The sequence below is a fragment of the Agreia pratensis genome (assembly GCF_900177685.1).
GTDB lineage: Bacteria > Actinomycetota > Actinomycetes > Actinomycetales > Microbacteriaceae > Agreia > Agreia pratensis.
On sequence record NZ_FXAY01000001.1, the window covers coordinates 1,076,729 to 1,096,775 of the forward strand.

Annotated in this window: 23 protein-coding genes; 10 read left to right on the forward strand and 13 right to left on the reverse strand. The window is 67.3% G+C overall.

Translation table 11 applies throughout. The features are described from left to right. The first annotated feature begins 262 nt into the window (after positions 1-262). On the forward strand, positions 263-697 hold the full coding sequence (locus tag B9Y86_RS05115; RefSeq protein WP_085483512.1) for an SMI1/KNR4 family protein: 435 nt from the start codon (positions 263-265) through the stop codon (positions 695-697). 234 nt (positions 698-931) lie between these two features. Here the strand turns inward: B9Y86_RS05115 and B9Y86_RS05120 are convergent, their stop codons facing one another. The 3 genes from B9Y86_RS05120 to hemB are packed head-to-tail and all read right to left on the reverse strand — an operon-like array spanning position 932 to position 5,714. Then, positions 932-3,355: a glycosyl hydrolase family 95 catalytic domain-containing protein gene (locus B9Y86_RS05120; protein WP_085483514.1), complete on the reverse strand. Its 2,424-nt coding sequence runs from the start codon at positions 3,353-3,355 to the stop codon at positions 932-934. Between the two features lie 3 nt (positions 3,356-3,358). Next, positions 3,359-4,723 (reverse strand): glutamate-1-semialdehyde 2,1-aminomutase, encoded by a 1,365-nt coding sequence (hemL, locus tag B9Y86_RS05125; protein WP_085483516.1) that lies wholly within the window; start codon positions 4,721-4,723, stop codon positions 3,359-3,361. A gap of 13 nt (positions 4,724-4,736) precedes the next feature. Next, positions 4,737-5,714, reverse strand: coding sequence for a porphobilinogen synthase (gene hemB / locus B9Y86_RS05130; RefSeq protein ID WP_085483518.1), 978 nt, complete (start codon positions 5,712-5,714; stop codon positions 4,737-4,739). Positions 5,715-5,792: 78 nt separating this feature from the next. Between hemB and B9Y86_RS05135 the strand changes: the two genes are divergently transcribed. The 3 genes from B9Y86_RS05135 (at position 5,793) to B9Y86_RS05145 (ending at position 7,628) form a co-directional block, all read left to right on the forward strand. Then, positions 5,793-6,275 carry a MarR family winged helix-turn-helix transcriptional regulator gene (locus B9Y86_RS05135; protein WP_085483520.1) on the forward strand — a complete coding sequence of 161 codons (483 nt, stop codon included), beginning with the start codon at positions 5,793-5,795 and terminating at the stop codon, positions 6,273-6,275. A gap of 130 nt (positions 6,276-6,405) precedes the next feature. Continuing rightward, entirely contained in the window at positions 6,406-7,212 is an 807-nt protein-coding gene (locus B9Y86_RS05140; RefSeq protein ID WP_085483522.1) for an MBL fold metallo-hydrolase, read from the forward strand. Continuing rightward, positions 7,203-7,628 carry a nuclear transport factor 2 family protein gene (locus tag B9Y86_RS05145; RefSeq protein WP_085483525.1) on the forward strand — a complete coding sequence of 142 codons (426 nt, stop codon included), beginning with the start codon at positions 7,203-7,205 and terminating at the stop codon, positions 7,626-7,628. Before B9Y86_RS05140 ends, B9Y86_RS05145 begins: the two co-directional genes overlap by 10 nt. A 224-nt stretch (positions 7,629-7,852) precedes the next feature. Here B9Y86_RS05145 and B9Y86_RS05150 read toward each other — a convergent pair whose 3' ends face one another. Genes B9Y86_RS05150 through B9Y86_RS05185 form a run of 8 tightly spaced genes read right to left on the reverse strand, consistent with a single transcriptional unit; the run spans position 7,853 to position 13,174 of the window. After that, entirely contained in the window at positions 7,853-8,323 is a 471-nt protein-coding gene (locus tag B9Y86_RS05150) for a GNAT family N-acetyltransferase (RefSeq protein ID WP_085483527.1), read from the reverse strand. Between the two features lie 38 nt (positions 8,324-8,361). Then, entirely contained in the window at positions 8,362-9,150 is a 789-nt protein-coding gene (locus B9Y86_RS05155) for a uroporphyrinogen-III synthase (RefSeq protein WP_139824755.1), read from the reverse strand. Continuing rightward, complete coding sequence (hemC, locus tag B9Y86_RS05160) at positions 9,150-10,082, reverse strand: hydroxymethylbilane synthase (protein WP_085483531.1); 933 nt, start codon at positions 10,080-10,082, stop codon at positions 9,150-9,152. Before hemC ends, B9Y86_RS05155 begins: the two co-directional genes overlap by 1 nt. Before the next feature lie 31 nt (positions 10,083-10,113). After that, the gene (locus tag B9Y86_RS05165; RefSeq protein ID WP_085483533.1) at positions 10,114-11,277 is read right to left on the reverse strand and encodes a ferrochelatase; all 1,164 of its coding nucleotides are present in this window, start codon (positions 11,275-11,277) and stop codon (positions 10,114-10,116) included. After that, entirely contained in the window at positions 11,274-11,999 is a 726-nt protein-coding gene (gene hemQ, locus B9Y86_RS05170; protein ID WP_139824733.1) for a hydrogen peroxide-dependent heme synthase, read from the reverse strand. The genes B9Y86_RS05165 and hemQ overlap by 4 nt, the downstream gene beginning before the upstream one ends. A gap of 50 nt (positions 12,000-12,049) precedes the next feature. Beyond that, positions 12,050-12,403 (reverse strand): DUF3618 domain-containing protein, encoded by a 354-nt coding sequence (locus B9Y86_RS05175; protein ID WP_085483537.1) that lies wholly within the window; start codon positions 12,401-12,403, stop codon positions 12,050-12,052. After that, positions 12,400-12,804 carry a phage holin family protein gene (locus B9Y86_RS05180; RefSeq protein ID WP_085483539.1) on the reverse strand — a complete coding sequence of 135 codons (405 nt, stop codon included), beginning with the start codon at positions 12,802-12,804 and terminating at the stop codon, positions 12,400-12,402. The genes B9Y86_RS05175 and B9Y86_RS05180 overlap by 4 nt, the downstream gene beginning before the upstream one ends. A 10-nt stretch (positions 12,805-12,814) precedes the next feature. Further along, positions 12,815-13,174 (reverse strand): hypothetical protein, encoded by a 360-nt coding sequence (locus B9Y86_RS05185; protein WP_085483541.1) that lies wholly within the window; start codon positions 13,172-13,174, stop codon positions 12,815-12,817. Between the two features lie 159 nt (positions 13,175-13,333). On the opposite strand from B9Y86_RS05185, the gene B9Y86_RS05190 reads away from it, so the two are divergent. After that, entirely contained in the window at positions 13,334-14,065 is a 732-nt protein-coding gene (locus B9Y86_RS05190) for a phosphotransferase (protein WP_085483544.1), read from the forward strand. Positions 14,066-14,095: 30 nt separating this feature from the next. On the opposite strand, the gene B9Y86_RS05195 is transcribed toward B9Y86_RS05190, so the two are convergent. Both B9Y86_RS05195 and hemE read right to left on the reverse strand, forming a co-directional pair. After that, a complete protein-coding gene (locus tag B9Y86_RS05195; protein WP_085483546.1) occupies positions 14,096-15,592 on the reverse strand; it encodes a protoporphyrinogen/coproporphyrinogen oxidase in 1,497 nt (498 codons plus the stop codon). Beyond that, on the reverse strand, positions 15,589-16,665 hold the full coding sequence (hemE, locus tag B9Y86_RS05200; RefSeq protein ID WP_244894636.1) for a uroporphyrinogen decarboxylase: 1,077 nt from the start codon (positions 16,663-16,665) through the stop codon (positions 15,589-15,591). Before hemE ends, B9Y86_RS05195 begins: the two co-directional genes overlap by 4 nt. Positions 16,666-16,721: 56 nt before the next feature. On the opposite strand from hemE, the gene B9Y86_RS05205 reads away from it, so the two are divergent. From B9Y86_RS05205 to B9Y86_RS05225, 5 genes are all read left to right on the forward strand, one after another. Next, positions 16,722-18,035: a glutamyl-tRNA reductase gene (locus tag B9Y86_RS05205; protein ID WP_085483548.1), complete on the forward strand. Its 1,314-nt coding sequence runs from the start codon at positions 16,722-16,724 to the stop codon at positions 18,033-18,035. Next, positions 18,036-18,641, forward strand: a complete 606-nt coding sequence (locus B9Y86_RS05210) for a GNAT family N-acetyltransferase (RefSeq protein WP_217809163.1) — start codon at positions 18,036-18,038, stop codon at positions 18,639-18,641. Beyond that, positions 18,634-19,050 (forward strand): NUDIX hydrolase, encoded by a 417-nt coding sequence (locus B9Y86_RS05215; protein ID WP_085483841.1) that lies wholly within the window; start codon positions 18,634-18,636, stop codon positions 19,048-19,050. Before B9Y86_RS05210 ends, B9Y86_RS05215 begins: the two co-directional genes overlap by 8 nt. 92 nt (positions 19,051-19,142) lie before the next feature. Further along, the gene (locus B9Y86_RS05220) at positions 19,143-19,538 is read left to right on the forward strand and encodes a PPOX class F420-dependent oxidoreductase (RefSeq protein WP_085483550.1); all 396 of its coding nucleotides are present in this window, start codon (positions 19,143-19,145) and stop codon (positions 19,536-19,538) included. After that, positions 19,535-20,035 (forward strand): VanZ family protein, encoded by a 501-nt coding sequence (locus tag B9Y86_RS05225; protein WP_085483552.1) that lies wholly within the window; start codon positions 19,535-19,537, stop codon positions 20,033-20,035. Before B9Y86_RS05220 ends, B9Y86_RS05225 begins: the two co-directional genes overlap by 4 nt. Positions 20,036-20,047: the final 12 nt, after the last annotated feature.

A 20,047-nucleotide genomic window follows, 5' to 3' on the forward strand; every position in this document is an offset into this window, starting at 1 on the left:
ATATCGAAAGATCGAACGACGGTCGGATTTTGGGGCCTGCTAGGTCTTTTGATTCGGCTACATCAGCACAAGCACCCATTACCCCCGGTTCTGACCCTTTGTACTCGACGAGTACCCCGCTCGCGTTTGAGCACCATTCGACGGTCGTGCCACGGCGCAAATGACCGGGCACCATCTTCCTCGACTACGTCGATCGGCGGCCTCTCAAGCACCAATTCATCCGTGAAAGTTCACGTCTCGGCTGGTCCTATAGGGTCTGGGCATGACCTACAGCGACTTAGCTGCTCTTCTTCGCGGATTGCCCGATGCCGAATTCGGATCCGGCGCAAGTGAGGACGACATCTCCCAGGCGGAGGGGCTCATCGGGCCGCTTGTCGGCGAATATCGAAGCTTCTTAGAAGAGTTCGGATGGGCGAATATCCGACACCTCGAGATCTTCGGCCTCGGCGACGGCACCACAACAGCAAACGACCTCGTCAAGACAACGCTTTTTGAGCGAAGCTACGGGCGCATCCCTCACTTGGTCCCCGTCGAGAACATCGGAACCGGAGACCTCTGCTGCGTTCGACAGGTTCCCGGAACGCTTTATGATTCCCCAGTCATCCTCTCGCCCCTCGATTCGGGCGAAGCGGACTACATCGAAGACCGCGAGGGTTTCGCCCACTGGCTCATCGAAAGGGTCAAGAACATCATCTGAAGGCACTGGCAGCGGATCCCCGGGACAGCGGTGATTCGCACCGCAGCGAAGCGGGCAAATACCCCTGTGCAGGCCTACCTTCCCTACAACAGGGTGGCCGATGGCACCGTCCACGACTGGTGACGACAGGCCCAGGTGCATTGCGGCGGCCATCCCGACCGGCGAGATATCGGTGGGCCCGTGCACTCATCGCCGGCGAGGTCGACATCAGCGCCGATCAGCTGTCGACTGAGCTCATCGTGCGCGGGTCGACCGGCCCGGTGCCGGCCGGATGACGAGGGTCTCGCCCGCCGCCGCATCCCACGTCGTCGCCAGCCTTTCACCGTCGGTACCGACCGCCGCGAAGTGAATCGAGGCGTCGTCGGGCCGGCCTCTCACGGTCGCCACCCAGTCGCCCGCCGGCACCGTGACGGTGAAGGACCGTGTCACCGATGCGTCGAGTTCGGCACGCACGAGCCGGCGCTCGTCCCACTCGAGTGAGACCTGCGCCCCGCCGCGGGCCCGAATGTTCCGGAGCTCTCCGGCGTACCAGCGGAGCGGCATGGCGTTGAGGAGCCGGATCGACTCGTTCTGACTCTGCACGAGGGCTTCGACGATGCCGGCGGCCCCACCGAGGTTGCCGTCGATCTGGAAGAGGTGCCCGTCGGGGTGCGTCTCGACATCGACGGGGTGGAGGTCGAGGAGGGATGACGAGCTGAGGCCGTCAGTGAGCACGTCGAGCGAGTGCTCCACGAGAGAGGCGTCTCGAGCACGGGTAGCAAGGCACAGGATCCAGGCCTGACTCCACCCGGTGTACCCGCTGCCATGGGCAACGCGATCCTCGAGGGCTCGGCGTGCAGCTCGGAACATCTCGGGCGACGCGTACTCGTCGAACGAGGAGCCGGGGAAGAGGCCCAAGAGGTGCGATGTGTGCCTGTGGCCCCGCGCGCGCGGCTCCCAGTCCTCCGCCCATTCTTGGAGCAGCCCGTCGGCGCCGATCTGCGGCCTGCGCACGAGCGGCAGCGCCGCGCGCACGGCGGCCAGGAGCTCGTCGTCGCCGTCAGCCGCGTCAGCCTCGGCGAGGAGCCGCTCAAAGACCTCCAGCACAAGTGTCTGGTCCATCGTCACCCCGGCGCTCACGGCGAACTCAGCCTCGTCACCGTTCGGCCTGAAGCTGTGTTCCGGCGAGGTCGACGGCGATACTGCGAGAGTTCCGTCTGCATACGGCTGCAGCAGAGACAGAGCGAAGCGGGCCGACCCGGCGAGAGCCTTCCAGGCCTGCGCGCGGAGGGATGCGTCGTGGCGGGGGGCGAAATCGAGGTGATCCCAGAGCTGCAGGGTGAGCCAGAGCCCGCCGGTCGGCCAGTTGGACCACGTCGCGTCTGCCGGCTCGAGGCCTCGAACGAGGTTCGAGAACCCCCAGATGTCGGTGTTGTGGTGCACACACCACCCCTCGGCCCCATAGGTGCTCGCCGCCGTGCGCGAACCGGTCGCCTCGAGCCCTAAGACGAGTTCGGTGAAGGGCTCGGTGAGCTCGCCGAGTCCGCTGACATCGGCCGGCCAGTAGTTCATTTCGACGTTGATGTTCGTGGTGTAGTTCGAACTCCACCCCGGGCGCACGCTGTCGTTCCAGATGCCCTGAAGCGTGGCGGCCTGAGTGTCGGGCCGGGAGCTCGAGATGAGGAGGTAACGACCCAGGTGGTGGTACAGCTCGTCTGTCTCGGTCTTCGACGATGAATCATCCGGCGCAGCAACCAGTCGCAGATCGCTCCGATCGAACAGCTCCGCGTGCGCCGCGCGATGACGATCGCGGAGCTCCTCCGTAGTCGCGCCGGCGACACCGCGGAGCGTTGCGAGAACCTGCTCAGAGAGCGCCTCGCCATCGGCACTCGGACGCTCCGAGCGCCCACGGAACCCGTCAGTGGCCGCCACGAGGATGCGAGTGGTCGCGCCCGTCGCCCCCGGCACCTCCCTGGTCTGCACGAGGATTGCCACGGCGAACCCCATGCCGGCATCGACGAGACCGTCGGCGTCGGGCTCGCCCGCGTCGTAGATGACCGCATCGGCAACGTCGCCCAGGTACTGAGGCAGCACGCGCGAAGGCGCGCGACCCGTTGCGATGTCGACGTAGTCACCGCCTCCCAGCTCCACTCGCTCGTGTCGCACGGGATGCGGCGAACGGAACTCTGGTGAGGAGCTGGAGGGAGCCGGCTGCGAGACCTCCATGACCATGACCTGCTCGGTCGCGCTCACGAACGTCTCGACCTCGACGCGGCCGTCAGCCGAGTCGTAGGCGACTGTCGCGGCAGCCCGTGCCAGGTCGAGAGAGCGCGAGTAACCGCCGGTGGACGCATCGCCATACGCCCAGTCGATGAAGCCGAGCGGCTCGTACGACTGGGTGTACGCATCCGACTGCATGCGCATCGCGAGCGCTTCTGCCCGCGCCCACTCGCCGTCGCGCACGGCCTCGCGGAGCGGACCGAGAAAGCGCCGGGGCTCCTCGCCGTCGTCGTCTGCAGCACCGAGCGGCCCGCCCGACCAGAACGTGTCGAGGTTGAGATCCACGTGTTCACGACCGGCCCCGCCGCGCACAGAAGCGCCGAGTCGCCCGTTGCCGAGCAGGAAGGAATCGTTGATCGAGATCGCCGGCTCGTGCCGGGTGATGTCGAAGCGTTTCACCGCTTATACGGCCAGGGTCGACGACGCGGATGCCGCTGCGCGGGCCGCCGCCGGGAGCGCATCGAGGATGCGGCCGATCGCCTTATCGTCGTGAGCTGCCGACACGAACCACGCCTCGAAGACAGAGGGCGGCAGCGAGACCCCCGAGTCGAGCATCGAGTGGAAGAACGCGGGATAGCGGAACGCATCCTGTCGCTGCACGTCAGCGTAGGTGCGCGGCGCACCGCCCGCCGAGGGGGTGTAGTCGCCGAAGACGAAGCTGAACAGGTTGCCGGCGCGCTGCACCGAGTGAGTCACCCCGACATCGGCCAACGCCTCCGACACCGACGACGACAGCAGATCTGCCGTGGCGTCGAGACGCGCATAGACGGATGCGTCGGCCAGCGTCAGCGTGGCGATTCCGGCGGCGACGGCCACCGGGTTGCCCGAGAGAGTTCCGGCCTGGTAGACCGGCCCGAGGGGCGCGAGGAAGTCCATGACGTCGGCTCGGCCGCCGAGCGCCGCCAGGGGCATCCCACCGCCGATGACCTTGCCGTACGTCACGAGATCCGGGCTGTACGCATCCGACCCCTCGGCAGCCTGCGCCTCGGACTCGAGGGCCCAGTACCCCGCCGGGTGAACCCGGAAGCCGGTGAGCACCTCGTCGACGATGAGCAGGGCGCCGTTCTCGTGGGCAATGGCTGACAGTGCAGCGTTGAATCCGGCATCCGGTGCCACGACGCCCATATTGGCGGCCGCGGCCTCGGTGATGATGCCAGCGATGCGGCCCGGGTGCAGGGCGAAGGCCTCGCGCACGGCGTCGAGGTCGTTGTAGGGCAGCACGAGGGTGAGGGCCGCGGTTGCCGCGGGCACACCGGCGGATGCGGGCAGCCCCAGCGTGGCGAGACCCGAGCCGGCCTCGGCGAGCAGCGAGTCGGAGTGCCCGTGATAGTGGCCGGCGAACTTGATCAGCACGTCTCGGCCCGTGAATCCGCGGGCGAGACGGATGGCCGTCATCGTGGCCTCGGTTCCGGTGGAGACGAGGCGGATCTTCTCGATGGGCGAGCGTCCGCCGCTCGTGACGCGGGCGCGCACGAGTTCGGCGAGCTCGGTCTCGCCCGGGGTCGAGGCGCCGAACGAGAGGCCGCGACCGGCGGCATCCTGAACGGCCGCGACGACCTCGGGATGCGCGTGGCCGAGAATCGCCGGCCCCCAGCTCGAGACGAGATCGACGTACTGAGTGCCGTCGGAGTCGGTGACGTAGGCGCCCTTCGCCGAGGTGAGGAAGCGAGGGGTTCCGCCGACGGAGCGGTAAGCACGCACGGGCGAGTTGACGCCGCCTGGAATGCTGAGGCGCGCCCGGTCGAAGAGTTCGTCGTTGCGAGTCATGGGGTCAGGCTCCCTATCGGAGGGTCGTGGCGAGCTCGGTCGCCCAGTAGGTGAGGATGGCGTCGGCGCCGGCCCGCTTGATGCTGAGAACGGATTCGAGGATCGCGCGGTCGCGGTCGATCCAGCCGTTGGCCGCGGCGGCTTCGATCATGGCGTATTCCCCCGACACCTGGTACGCCCAGACGGGAACCGGCGACCAGGCCGACACGTCGGCGAGCACGTCGAGGTAGCTGCCCGCGGGCTTCACCATCACGATGTCGGCGCCCTCGGCCACGTCGAGCTGCGCCTCGCGCAGGCCCTCGCGGCGGTTGGCGGGGTCGAGCTGGTAGCTGCGGCGGTTTCCCGTGAGCGTAGAGGCGACCGCTTCACGGAACGGCCCGTAGTAAGCGGATGCGTACTTGGCCGAGTAGGAGAGCACGGCCACGTCGCTGCGTCCGGCGTCGTCGAGGGCGTAGCGCACGGCGGCGACCTGACCGTCCATCATGCCCGAGAGGCCGAGCAGCGCCGAGCCCGCGTCGGCCTGCGCCAGCGCCATGTCCTGGTATCTCAGCAGGGTGGCGTCGTTGTCGACCCGGCCATCGGCATCCAGAACCCCGCAGTGGCCGTGGTCGGTGAACTCGTCGAGGCACAGATCGGTCTGCACGACGAGGGCGTCGCCGACCTCGGATGCGATCACGCGGGTGGCCTGGTTCAGGATGCCATCGGGGTCGGTCGCGCCGGTGCCGGTGGCGTCGCGGTGCTCGGGCACGCCAAAAATCATCACTCCGCCGAGGCCCGCAGCGGCGGCGTCTTGCACAACGGAGCGCACCGACTCGAGGGTGTGCTGCACGACTCCGGGCATCGAGCCGAGCGGGCGGGGATCGGCGCCCTCGCGCACGAAGAGGGGCAGGATCAGGTCGGCCGGGTGAAGGCGAGTCTCGGCGACCTGGCGACGGATCGCATCCGTGGCACGAAGGCGGCGCGGACGAGCGACAGGAAAGCCAGAAGTCATGGGTTCCAGCTTATCCGCGTGCGCTGGGCGAGAGCCGGGCGGAGCCGCCCCGACCTAAGGTGGATACGTGAGCGAACGATGAATTTCACCACGGCGAAACAGGCGGCCGACGACCCGAGGATCCTGGTCTTCGGGCGGCTACTCGGCGCAGCGAATCGACTCGAGTACATTCTCGGACACGCGCTCGAAGAGTCCACAGGCCTGACTCACTCCATCTACGAACTGCTTCTGGTCGTGGGTCGGGCCGGGGGCGGTGGCATTCCCGTGCGGGATGTCGCGCAGTCGAGAGTCGTGACGTCGGGTGGGGCCACCCGTCTGGTCAACCGCGCGGCCGAACTCGGCCTCATCCGACGACGCCCCTCAGAGACCGACGGCCGCGTGCAGCTCGTGGAGCTCACAGACCTCGGCGAGCAGAAGCTTCTCGAGGCAAGCGAACTCCACGCTCACAACATCGAGCGCTACCTCATCGACGTTCTTCCAGCCGATCAGGCGCGCATCTTCGCCGAGGCCGTTCGCACGCTCAGCAAGAACGCGGAGGCCGAGCTTCCTGTCATGCCATGACCCGAGTTCGGATCACTATTTACCTCTTGGGAATAGCTGACTAGTCAGCTATTGTGGTGCTTGACAAGCAGCAACGCGCTGCCGCCTCGGATACACCCGAGCGCCCCAGAGACAAGGAACCACCATCACCATGTCACTCTCATTCCAGGTCTTCGACCTCGACTTCCCCGCCGGCTCGCCCAACAAGTCGGCGACGCTCGTCACCGGCGAAACGGAGGCGCTGCTCGTCGACGCCGGCTTCACCCTGGCCGACGGACACCGACTCGTCGCCGCCGTGCTCGACTCCGGCAAGAAGCTCACCACCGTATTCGTCAGCCACGCCGATCCCGACTTCTACTTCGGTCTCGAGGCCATCGCCGACGCATTCCCCGACGCCCAGATTCTTGCGACGCCCATCGTGATCGAGCACATCACCGCCTCGTTCGAGGGCAAGCTGAAAGCGTGGGCAGCCCTCGGAACCAACCTGCCCACCCGACTCGTCGACATCCAGCCCCTCGGCACCGACTATCTCGAAGTCGATGGCCAGAAGCTCGAGCTGCGCGGCGGCTCAGAAGTGCTGCCCGACCGCCACTACCTCTGGAGCCCCGAGGAGAAAGCGATCATCGGCGGCGTACTCGTGTTCCAGCAGGAGCACGTGTGGACCGCGGACACGGCCCGGCCCGAGCAGCGCGCGGCCTGGATCGCCCTCCTCGACCAGATGTCGGCTCTCAGCCCCGAGCTCGTGGTTGCGGGGCACCGCCTCCCCGGAACACCCAACGACGCTTCGGGCATCGACTACACCCGCTCGTATCTCGAAGAGTTCGAGAGAGTGCTCGAGCGCACCGAAGACGGCGCGTCGGCTACCGCGGCCCTGGTCGAGGCCTACCCGAACTCAGGGATGCTCATCGCGGCCCAGCTTGGACCGAAGGTTGCGAAGGGTGAGATGACATGGGGCTGACACCCGAAGACTTCGCCGTGTCGACCGCGCCTCGCGACGTCGTGCGCCGCCAGTATCTCGCATCGGCGGCCGCAGACCTCGACGCCCTGAGGGCAACTCTGGCGCCCGATGTCGAATGGACCGAGATGACCGGCTTCCCTCTCGCAGGCACCTACCGCACACCCGAGGGCGTCACCTCCAACGTTATGGAGGTGCTCGGTCGCGACTGGTCAGACTGGACCGCGCACGACGACAGCTATGTGGTCGAGGGCGAGAACGTCGTTGTGCTGGCGCGCTACACCGCGAAGAACAAGGCGACCGGCAAGGCGATGAATGTGCGGGTAGCCCACCACTTCGTCGTTCGCGGTGGACTCATCGTGCGGTTCGAGCAGTTCGTCGACACGGCTCAGGTCGCCGAAGCGGCACGCGTCGACTGAACTGAGCGCGGGTGTTGGAGTGCGGCGCGGTGGTTGAACCGCAGCCCTGCAGCTGAACACCCGCGCGAGACCCCATACTCGAGCTCGCCGGCGCAAGTCCGCGCAGCCCCGACGCCTCCACACGGTTCAACAGGATGGATTGGCGACGCGCTGCGGTTTCGGCAGCAACACGCCGGGTGGAATCGAGAACGTCCTGTTGAACACGACGTCGGAGAGATCGTCGACTAGCTCAGCTGCTTCCGCATCTGAACGGCGAACGTCGAATAGTCGAGTCGTTCGTACAGCTCCCGAGCGGTGGTGTTGTATCCGAAGACATTCAGCCCCATCGACTCGACACCGAGCCCCCTCGCGTGGTCTTCCGCGAGCCCGATAGCAGCGGCAGCCACACCGTGTCCCCTGTGGGCCTCGTCGACGAAGACATCCCAGATCCACCAGTCGACCCCGGCGCCCTCATTGGCCGGACCGACCCAGACCCAGCCAACAGAAGCCTCTCCCTCGATGATGTGAGCGATGAGGTGCTGGTCTCGGCGTTTGCCCGCCGGAAAGAGTTCAGCCCATTCCTTCTGCGATCGCGCGTGCGCGCTTTCGGGAGACTGACCCGACCGTATCCGAGACTCGGCGTAGGCGGCACTGGCCCGACGAATCCAGTCGGGAAGCTCATCGTCGTGCATCGGTCGAAGTCGGACAGCGCTCATCCGGCGAGTTTAAGTCGGTAACGCTGTACGCCCGGTGGCTATTCGTCGTCAGACTTCTGAGCCTTCGCCACTTCGACGATCGCGTCGATCAGCGATACCGCGCTACGCTCCTTCGCCACGAGGTCGACGCGCACGCCGTACGCCGCTGCATCGCGCGCAGTCTGCGGGCCGATCGCAGCCACGATCGTGGTTTCGGGCATGCTGCCGAACTGCAACTGCACCTGTTCTGCCACACTGCCCGACGTCACGAACACCGCTTTGAACGCGCCGGCCTGAATGTCACGCACGATCGCTTCATCGACCGGAACCCCGATGGTTCTATACGCGACGACCGATTCGACGGTGTGACCGCGAGCGATGAGTCCCTCGGTGAGAACGGGCTTGGCGATGTCGCTGCGCAGCGTCAGAATGCGCAGCTCCGCGCCGTACTGCTCGAACTGGGCGAGCTCACGCAGCAGCCCCTTTGCCGAGTTGTCTTCCGGTGGAACCAGGTCGACCTGATAGCCGGCAGCGGTCAGCGCCGCGGCTGTCGTCTCTCCGACGGCCGCGATGTGCGTCGACTCCGGGACGGTGGCCTGGTGCGCCGCGAGAACGTCGACCGTGGTGGCGCTCGTGACCGTCAGCCAGTCGAACTTTCCTGCGGCGAGCGATGCGAGAGCCACAGTGAGCGCTCCGTCGTCGTCGGCTGCGGCGAAATTGATCATGGGGGCGACGACAGGCGTGGCGCCTGCCGCGCGAAGATCGGATGCCACGCCGTGGCCCCACGGGCCGCCTCGCGGAACCAGCACGCGCCATCCGCCGAGCGGACGATTGCTCCACGGCGTCATCATGCGGCGCCTCCGAGCGGAGCCAGCTCGGCTGCTCCGTCTTCGAGCAACTGCGCAGCGACCGCTGCGCCGAGAGCCTCGGCCACTACGCCGTCATCCACCCCGGTCAGTGTGGCGCTGCGGGTGCATCCGAGCTCTGCCTCACCAGACGGGGCGTAGACCACAGCGGTGAGAACGAGCAGATCGCCGTCGAGAGTGGCGTGCGCGCCGATCGGCGCGGCGCATCCGGCTTCGAGGGTGGCGAGAACAGATCTTTCGGCTCGAACAGCGGTGCGTGTCAGCCCGTGTTCGATGCTCAACAGCTCAGTGATGTCGTCTCCTTCTCGCGCCTCGATGGCGAGAGCGCCTTGGCCGGGCGCGGTCGGCCACAGCTCAAGATCAAAGAACTCCGACGCCTCCGCCAGCCGACCCAGTCGTTCGAGTCCGGCTGCAGCCAACACGACGCCGTGAAGGTCTCCCCGTTCAACCGATCGTAGTCGTGTGTCGACATTCCCTCGAATATCTACGACCTCCAGATCAGGACGAAGTGATAACAATTGGGCACGACGGCGCGGAGAACCGGTTCCCACTCGAGCGCCCTCGGGCAGATCAGCGAGCGAGACGCCTCCCTGTGCGCAGAGAACGTCGCGCGCATCCTCCCTCTCGGGAACCCCGCCGATGACGAGCCCTGGGTATGCGGCCGTCGGCAGGTCTTTGAGCGAGTGCACGATGAGATCGACCTCGCCGCGTGTCAGAGCTTCACGCAGCGCACTCGCGAACACGCCGGTTCCCCCCAGCGACGCGAGCGATTCCCTCGATGTGTCACCCTCTGTCTTGATGATCACGAGCTCGGTCGGCACGCCGGTCGCCGCGGTGATCTGGTCGGCGACCATGCCCGTCTGGGCGCGCGCGAGCGCGCTGCCACGGGTGGCGATGCGAAGGATTCGGGTCAAAACAGAAGAGCTCTCAGAATGGAACGAAGGGTTAGGGCGCGAGTCCGGAGATCGCGGGCTTGAACCCCAAGCGTACGTTCTCGCAGCAGCCCGGGCGGCACACGTCGTACCAGGGGCCGAGCTTGGTCACTGCCGGACGCTCCGCCGCGGGCGTCGCCTGCACCCGCTCGAGTACGAGATCGACGAGCCCCGAAACGTAGGCCGGGTGGATGCCCGGGGTCGGCACCCGCACGGCCGCTAGGCCGGCTTCGGCGGCCGAGGTCAGAGCCTCGTTATCGAGGTCCCACTTCACCTCCATGTGGTCGCTGACGAAACCGAGGGGCACGATGATGACAGCCCGGATGCCGCGGGCCGGCAATTCGGCGATCGCATCGTTGATGTCGGGCTCGAGCCACGGCATCGAGGGCGGGCCGCTGCGCGACTGGAACACCAACTGCCACGGGGCACTGGACTCCGCGGCGAGCATGACAGCCTCGGCGACCGCGAGGTGCTGGGCCTGATACGCGCCACCCTCGCCGAATCCACGGGCCTCGGGGCCCGAGCGGGCGGCATCCGTCGACGGGATCGAGTGCGTCGAGAACAGAACCTCGACCTCTGTCTCGAGGTTGAGATCGGGCACCTCTGCGGCGAGCTGGGCGAAGCCCTCGCGCACACCCTCGATGAACGGCTCGACGAAGCCGGGGTGGTCGAAGAACTGACGCACCTTGTCGATCTCGAGCACGTCGCCGAGGCCAGACTCGTCGAGCGCCATCGCGAAGTCCTCGCGGTACTGGCGGCAGCTCGAGTACGAGCTGTAGGCGCTGGTCGCGATGGCGATCAGCTTCTTGTGGCCGGCATCGGATGCCTCGCGCAGCGCGTCGGCGAGGTAAGGATCCCAGTTGCGGTTGCCCCAGATCACCGGCAGGTTCAGTCCGCGGCGGTCGACCTCGGCCTGCAGAGCGATCTGCAGCGCGCGGTTCTGCGCGTTGATCGGGCTGATGCCGTCGAACGCGCGGTAGTGGTGGGCGACCTCTTCGAGCCGCTCTTCAGGGATGCCCCGGCCGCGCGTGACGTTGCGGAGAAAGGGAATGACGTCGTCTTGGCCCTCAGGCCCGCCGAACGATGCCAGCAGAATGGCGTCGTACTGCGTGGGCTCTGTGACGTGCTCGGGGCCTTCGGCCGCTGCCGGCGTTGCGTTGCGCACCAACTCGCTCACTGGAGCACCTCGATGACCTCGGCCGTGGTGATACGGCGACCGGTGAAGAACGGAACCTCTTCGCGCACGTGCCGACGGGCATCCGTCTGGCGCAGATCGCGCATGAGGTCGACCAGGTTCAGCAGGTTGTCGTCTTCGAGGCCGAGGATCCACTCGTAGTCGCCGAGGGCGAACGATGCCACCGTGTTAGCGAGCACGCTGCGGAACTCGCTGCCCTTGCGACCGTGCTCGCCGAGCATGGCGCGACGCTCCTCGTCGGGCAGCAGGTACCACTCGTAGCTGCGCACGAACGGATACACCGTGAGCCAGGCGGCCGGCTCCTTGCCACGCATGAACGCGGGAAGGTGGTTCGCGCTGAACTCCGCGGCGCGGTGTACACCCATGGCGTTCCACGTCGGAAGCAGTGGCTGGATCAGGCCCGTGCGACGCAGCTCGCGCAGTGCCCACTGGAGTGTCTCGGGAACGGGACCGTGCAGCCAGAACATGACATCGGCATCCGCTCTGAGACCAGACACGTCGTAGAGGCCACGCACGACGACACCCTCGGCCTCGACGATCGCGATCGCGTCATCGAGTTGGCCGACGGCATTCGCGACGTCGTGCCCATCGAGTGTCGTCGCTCGGTCGGGATTTCGTCTGAATACGGCCCACAGCGTGTAGCCGATGACCTCATCGGCGGGCGTGGTGGTCTGCTCGACTGTCGGGTCAGTCATGTTCCTCATTCATTTCGTGTGAGTAGTCAGTGGCGATGGCACGCCACGAGATCATGCGCTCAGCGCCTGGAAATAGCCCGAACGGCCACGAACACAGCTCCGCCCACCGCGACCGCGAGGCCACCGATCGCTGCAGCCAGGGCCACGGGGTTCTCGTCGCGCAGCACTCGGATCTTGTTGGAGATCTCGGCCGCGGCGAGCTTGGCCTGCTTCGGCACGTTGAGCTTGTATTCGATGGCATCGAGGTTGGCGGCGAGCGCCTCCCTGTTCTTCACGATGTCGGCGGCGAGCTCTGCCGAACTGCGCTGCGGCGCCTCCGGCTTGCCGTCGCCCTGCAAAGCGGTCTTCGCCATCTGGGTCGTGGCACGAACTGCCGCGCCGTCGATGGGTGCGTCTTTTCTATCGGTGCTCATCGGCCGAGTCCCTTGATCGCGTTGACATCTTTCTTGAGGCTGTCGACCGAGTCCTCGGGAATCGGCGGGATGCCCTTCTTGATCGAGCGCACGCCGACCAGCACCAGAATCGCGACGATGACGAGAAGCGCCCCGGCCACGATGAGGGCTGCGGCCCACGGCTGGAAGACCGTCGCGAGGCCGAGCACTGCGGCTGCGATGAGCACCGCGAGCGCGAAGAAGCCCAGAAGCGCGGCGACGACGAACAGTGCTGCGCCGACTCCGAGCTTGGCGAGGCGTGAGGTGATCTCGCGCTTCAGGCCCTCGATCTCATCTTTGACGAGCTTCGTGAGCAGGCCCGGAAGTTCGCCGAGAAGTTCGCCGAGCGACTTCTTGCGAGCCGGGTTGGGAAGGTTCGTCATCGGACGCGCCCTACTCGTCGTCTGCCGAGGCAGGAGCGGGCGTGGCCGGCTTCATCGTCGAGGCCTTCGTTGTGGAGGCCTTCTTCTTCGCCGCGCCGGCGGACTTCGAGCTGGCACCCTTCGCGGGAGCGTCATCGAGGTGCAGCAGCGAACGCACCGCCTTCTTCGTGGCGTTTCCGGCCTTCACCTGCACCGTGTCGACGCGCTGGCCGGCGAACTCCTTGACGGCCCCGGCGACCTGTTGCACGGGTGCAAGGTTCCACACCTTGTCGGCACCTGCCTTGATCTGCTCGTACCGCGGCCGACCGGCACGCGAGCCGAGAACGTAGCCTGTGGCCAGACCGACCACCAAAATCAACTTGCCGCGCATAACGACTCCGATCCATAGAGAGTTGGCGTGAGCTATAAGCGTAGACCTTGCCGCCTGAACGGCGAACGGGATGCCTTTCCCTCCGCGGGTGTGTTAGGTGCGGCCAGCGATTCCGGCGCGGCCAGCGTGGGGCGACTCGCTCACTTCTATGCTGGCGCTATGGACGGACTCCTCTCAGGCGGCAACATGAACGTGGTGGAACGCAGTGGCGACACGGTTCTTCGACAGGCGGGGCCCTGGACTCCCACCGTTCACCGATACCTCGACTACCTCTCGCTGGCGGGAATCGACTGGGCTCCGCGAGCGCTCGGCATCGAGGGCGAGCGTGAGAGGCTCTCGTTCATCGAGGGTGACGTTCCGCTGTACCCGCTTCCGGAGTGGGTATGGAGCGAGTCTCTCCTCGCCGAGTGCGCCGCGCGGCTGCGTGAGTTGCACGATGCCAGCATCGGCTTCGGTCTCGACGACGCGGTGTGGCAGTCACGCAGCAAGGTTCCGGCCGAGGTGATCTGCCACAACGACTTCTCACCGCACAACCTCGCCTTTCGCGACGGGCACTTCGTTGGCGCCATCGACTTCGACATGTGCTCGCCCGGGCCTCGCCTGTGGGACATCGCCTACTTCGCGACCCGCATTGTTCCCCTGACCGGGTCGACACCCGAGGGTGCACCCGGCATGGAAGAGGCGCGGCGCCGGGTGGGCATCATCCTCGAGGCGTACGGCTCCGACGCGAGTTGGGATGATGTGCTCCGCGTAGCGATCATCCGCCTCGTCGATCTGGCGCAGATGTCGATCGAGAAGGCCGACGAGCTGTCGAAGCCGCACCTGCGCGACGAGGCCGCGTACTACGAGGCAGAGGCCAAGTACCTGCGCGAGCTGCGGAAGGCCAGCTGAGCCCACTGCTTCATCGGTCGACGGCCGGGGTCACGCGTGCCCGGCGCGCAGCTCGAAGGCGAAGTCGGATGCCGCGGTGCGCGACTGCGCGACCGTGGCGGCCAGGCCGGTGCCCGCCATCCAGGCGCCGACCACGAGGAGCCCGGGAACGGCATCCGCTTGGGAGCGCAGCGCCTCGACCCTGGCGCGGTGTCCGACGGTGGCGAACGCCAAGGAGTCGTTCCAGCGAGTGCGGGCGAAGCCGCGCACCGAACTCTCATCGAGGGTGAGGCCCAGCAGCGCCGTCGCATCCGACAGCGCCTGGGCCTTCGTGGGCGGCGGCGTGACGGCGTCGAGATCGTAGGAGAGGCGCAGCACGTGCCTGCCGGAACCTGCAGCCTGGGCCAGCCAGTTCCATTTGGCGGTCGCGTGGGTGAGCGCCTTGGCCTGGATGCCGGGAACGCCGGTGGCGACGAGCACGCCGGTTCCCCGCGGGGCCGCGTCGAGGCGGGCATCGTCGACCACGAGGGTGGCGAGCTCTACCGAGGCAGGCGCGGGCCACGCCTCGGGGGCTCCCGTGTCGATGCCGAGCCCATCGAGAAGTGCGAGGCCGGTGCGGAACGACGTAGCGACGACCACAGCTCGCGAGGTGACTTCGATCGGCTCGGACTCGTCTTCGACTGCCACCGCTGTGGTGCTCCAGAGGCCGTTGTGTTCAGGGAGCGGTCCGGTGCTCCGCACGGCGGTGGACATCCGGAATTCGACGCCGAACTTCTCGCAGTCGGCGACCAGGGCCTCGACGAGTCGATACATGCCACCGTCGAGCCCTGCGACTGCGGAGCCGGCGGCCACCTTGGTTCCACGCTCCTCGAGCAGGGCGAGTACCGCCCCAGACAGCGAGCCCTGATTTGTCATGGCCTTCGTGAGTCCGGGGGCCACGGCGTGCACGTCGATGACGTTCGGCGACGCCGAGTGCACCCCGGCGACGATCGGTGTCACCAGGCGGTCGAGCACCGCCCGACCCATACGGCGGCGCACGATGCCACCGAGGTCGGTCTCAGGCCGCACGCGCAGAAGCGGAATATATCGGTCGAGCTGCGCCCGCAACGCGCCCTTCCAGCCGAGGATGCGGCGCACGTCGTCGGCGAGCGGGGCGCCCGGGATTCCGAGGAGGCTCAGTTTCGGCAGTGGCGCCGCCCCACCGGGCAACTGCACCCATGCCCCGCGGGAGTTGGGAGTGGCGATCTCGTCGCCCAGCCCGAGGTCGGCGATCAGCGTCGCGACGGGTCCGGGCTTGCCCTTCTCTCCCCCGCGGGTGGCGAAGCTCTCCGCCCCGCTGTCGAGCCGGATGCCGGACACCTCGTGCGTCGCCACGAATCCGCCCGGGGTCTCGGCCGCGTCGAGCACGACGACCCGGAGGCCCTTGCGCGCGCACTCCCGCGCCGAGACGAGTCCGGCAACACCGGCCCCGATGACGACGACATCGAAGTCGACGGGCTTTTGTTCAGAATCAGCGGCGTGCTCGTCGCTATTGGCCGAGGTGGTCATCGTGAGTGCACGAGTTCGACGATGCGGGTGAGCACGTCGGGATCGGTCTCGGGCGGAACCCCATGCCCCAGGTTGAGCACGTGGGCGGGAGCGGCCTTTCCGCTCTCGAGAACATCGAGCACGTGCCTCTCGAGCACGGGCCAGGGCGCGGCGAGCAGCGCGGGGTCGACATTGCCCTGCAGTGGAACTCCTCCGCCGAGACGACGGCTCGCCTCGGCCAGCGGGATGCGCCAGTCGACACCCATCACGTCGGCACCGATCTCGTGCATGGCCTCGAGAACCTCGCCGCTACCGACACCGAAGTGCACCCGAGGAACACCGAGCTCGGCCACGGCGGAGAGCGCCTTCGCCGAGTGCCGCTGCACATGGGCCGTGTAGTCGGCGAGCGACAGCGATCCCACCCACGAGTCGAACAGCTGCGCCGCCGAGGCTCCAGCGACAACCTGCGCGCGTAAGAACTGACCCGTGACCGTCGCGGCCCAATCGAGCAGGCCGGCCCAGGCATCCGGATCGGCGTGCATCAGGGTGCGCGCCCGCAGGTGGTCTTTCGACGGGCCACCCTCGACGAGATAGGCGGCGAGAGTGAAGGGGGCACCGGCGAATCCGATGAGCGGGGTGGTGCCGAGCTGCGCGACCGTTCGGGCGACTCCCGCGGCGACGGGAGCAAGTGCGGAGGGGTCGAGCGTGGGCAGCGCGGCCACATCCGCGGCGGTGCGAACGGGCTTGCCGAGCACCGGTCCGCGGCCGGGAACGATGTCGACGTCGACTCCGGCCAGCTTCAGGGGAATCACGATGTCACTGAAGAAGATGCCCGCGTCGACTCCGTGCCGACGCACGGGCTGCAGCGTGATCTCGCTCGAGAGCTCGGGGTCGAGACAGGCGTCGAGCATCTGCGTTCCGACCCGCAACTCGCGGTACTCGGGCAGCGAGCGGCCCGCCTGCCGCATGAACCATACGGGCGTCACGTCGCCACGTTCACCTCTATAGGTGGTGACGAGAGCGCTGGATGCCGTGCGCCCGTCGACAAGGGGATGATCGGCGGGCAGGGTGGTTGCGGCGTTTGTCGAAGTCACCGGGCGATTTTAGCTGCGCTACCTGAGCAGTGTTCTACGCACCGTAGACTTGTCAGGTGCTGCTCTGCCTGACTGCGAACCATCGCAACGCCAGCTTCGATCTTCTCGAGAAGCTGTCGATCGGCGCACCCTCCCTCGCCACCTCGCTCGTGACCGAGAGCGACTTCATTCAGGGTGCCGTTGTTCTGGCCACCTGCAACCGCTTCGAGGCCTACCTCGACGTCGACGAGCCGCTCACCGCGGCCGCCGCTCTCGCGGCCGAGCAGGCCATCGAGGTGCTGGCCGAGGCATCCGTCGTCGACGTCGACGACGTGCGCAACACCCTCACCGTTCTCTGCGGCGACACGGTCGCCGAGCATCTCTTCTCTGTGTCGAGCGGGCTCGAGTCGGTCGCCATCGGCGAAGACGAGATCGCCGGCCAGGTTCGCCGAGCCCTCACCACCGCCCGAGTCGAGCACACCACCTCGAGCGATCTCGAGCGCCTGTTCCAGCGCGCGTCGAAGACCTCACGCGGTGTCAAGACGAAGACCGGCCTCGGCGGAGCGGGCCGCAGTCTTGTGCGTCTGGCGCTCGATCTGGCCGAGAGCCGCGTCACCGACTGGGCCGGTACCACCGTTCTTCTCGTGGGCACAGGCCGCTACGCCCGAGCCAGCCTCGCCGCCCTCCGCGACCGCGGGGTCACCAACGTGCGGGTCTACTCGCCGTCGGGCCGCGCCGCGAACTTCGCCGCCTCGCACCAGCTGCAGGCCGTCGCGAAGGCCGAGCTGGTCGAGGCGATTGCGGCATCCGATGTGATCGTCACCTGCAGCACCGCACCCACTGTCGTGCTCACCGCCGAGCAGCTGAACGCCGCAGCCGACATCGAGGGCGCCGTCGAACGCCGCCTCGTGATCGACCTCGGATTGCCGCGCAACGTCGACCCGGCGGTCTCCACCGTCTCGGGCACCGAACTGCTCGACCTCGAGACAGTGAGCCTGCACGCTCCCCTCGAAGAGCTGAACGCCGAGTCGCACGCACGCGCGCTGGTGGGCGAGGCGGCAGCCGAGTATCGCGCATCCCGCGCCGAGGCCGAGGTCGCCCCTGCCGTGGTGGCCCTGCGCTCGCACCTCTTCGACCTGCTCGACGACGAGATCGCCCGGGCCCGATCGCGCGGAGACTCGTCAGACGAGACCGAACGCGCGCTGCGGCACCTGGTCGGCGTGATTCTGCACACCCCGTCGGTGCGAGCCCGCGAGCTCGCACGCACGGGCGGAACCGAGACCGTGTTCGCGGCCGTCGAAGCATTGTTCGGCCTGCAGGCGTCGCCCGCCGTTGCCGAGGCCGTCGTCGCGTCCACTCTGCCCCTCACGCACCGCGCGCCCGGAGCCTGAGTGAGCGGCGAGGCCGTGCTGCGCGTGACGGAGCCCGTCCGCACCGAGCATCTGCTTTTGCGCACGCTCACTCCTGACGATCTTGACGACGTCTTCGCCTACGCCGGGCGCGACGATGTGATCCGCTATCTGCCCTGGCCGAAGCGCAATCGCGACGAGGTCGCCGAGCACCTGGCGCGCAGACTCAACACCACCCTGGCCACTGACGGCGACGTGATCGTTCTGGGCATGGAGCTGGCACCGTCGGCCGACGACCCTGCCGCGCGCCCGCGCATCATCGGCGACATGACTCTCGTTCTCTCGAGCGTCGAGCATCGCCAGGCCACGATCGGCTGGGTGCTGAACCCGGAATACGAGGGCAAGGGCTACGCGACCGAGGCCGCATCCCGCGTTCTGACTCTCGCCTTTGATGAACTCGGTTCGCACCGCGTCATCGCCGAGCTCGACCCGCGCAACACCGCGTCGGCTGCGCTCTGCGCGCGGCTGGGCATGCGCCTCGAGGCCCATTTCGTGCACAGCGAGATCTTCAAGGGCGAGTGGGGTGACCTCGCCGTCTACGCGATCCTCGATGTGGAGTGGAATGCCCGGAACGCGCTCGATGGCTGAGCCGGCTGAGCTGTCCACGATCCTCGTCGCGGCGGTGGCACTGGTGCGTGACCGCCAGGTTCTTATGGTCACGGCGCGCGGCCGCGACGTCATCTATATGCCCGGAGGCAAGATCGATCCCGGTGAGACGGCGTTCGACGCGGCGATCCGTGAGGGGCGCGAAGAGGTCTCGGTCGAGCTCGACCCCGCGTCTGTCGCCGAGCTCTTCACGGTGACCGTGCAGGCGCACGGCGAACCGGATGGCCGGCTCGTCGAGATGCGCGTGTTCGCGGGGGCGACGCCCGACGAGCCCATCGCATCCGCCGAGGTCGACGCCGTGCACTGGGTGACCACACTCGATGCCCACCGCTGCCCACCCGCGGGCCGTGAGACCCTGCGCCGCCTTGCCGCCCTCGACCTGATCGACTAGCCAGGCAGCGGGTACCCGCGCGGACTGTGGTACCCGGTGCGCCGGTACCCACTGTCTGCTTCGGTACCTGCTACGGCGGTTAGGGTTAGCCCATGACTCTGGATGCCGCGCTCGCCTCGATCGCCGACGAGCGGTTCGTGTCGCTCACCACCTTTCGCAAGACCGGCGAGGGCGTGCCGACTCCGGTGTGGATCGCACGAGACGGCGATGCCCTCATCGTCACGACCCCCGATGGAACCGGCAAGGTGAAGCGGCTGCGCAACGACGACCGCGTCGAGCTGCGCCCATCCGACCGGATGGGCAAGGTGGCCGACGACGCCCCCGCCGTTGCCGCTCGCGCCGAGATCGTCGACACCGACGAGGCTCGCGCCAGCCAGGAGCGTGTGTTCCTTGCTAAGTACCGTCTTGAATACCGCATTTTCATGTTCATCGAACGCCTCGGCAAAAAGGGCAAGAAGAAGCGCGTGAGCCTGCGCATCACGGCGTGAACAGCTTCTCGTTCGAGCTCGCATTCGCGGCACTGCTCGTCGTTGTGAGCATCGCGGGCGTCCTACTCGTACTGCGGCGTGCGCGTCGAGGGGGCGAGTCGCGCAGCGCGCGCCTCGACGGCATCTGCATCGTCGTCTCTCTAACCGCGTGGCTGGCGGGGCTTCTCTTCATGACGATGCGACCGGGCTCCGGAAAAGGCTCGCTGCTCAACCTCGTGCCGCTATCGTTCCAAGGCCCCAGCGCGGTTGTCGATGCGGTGCTCAACGTGGGCGTGTTCATTCCGCTCGGGCTGCTGCTCGTCGCGGCGGGCGTGCGTTTCTCTGTGGCTCTGCTGATCGGGCTATTGCTGTCGGTGGGCATCGAGCTGAGTCAGTACCTCGCGCAGGTCGGCCGCACCGCCGACGTCAACGATCTACTCACGAACACCGCGGGAACAGTACTCGGCTGGGCCGTCGGGGCGGCGATCGTGCACGTGAGGCGGCGAGCCGACAGCTAGTGCCTCGTCGGT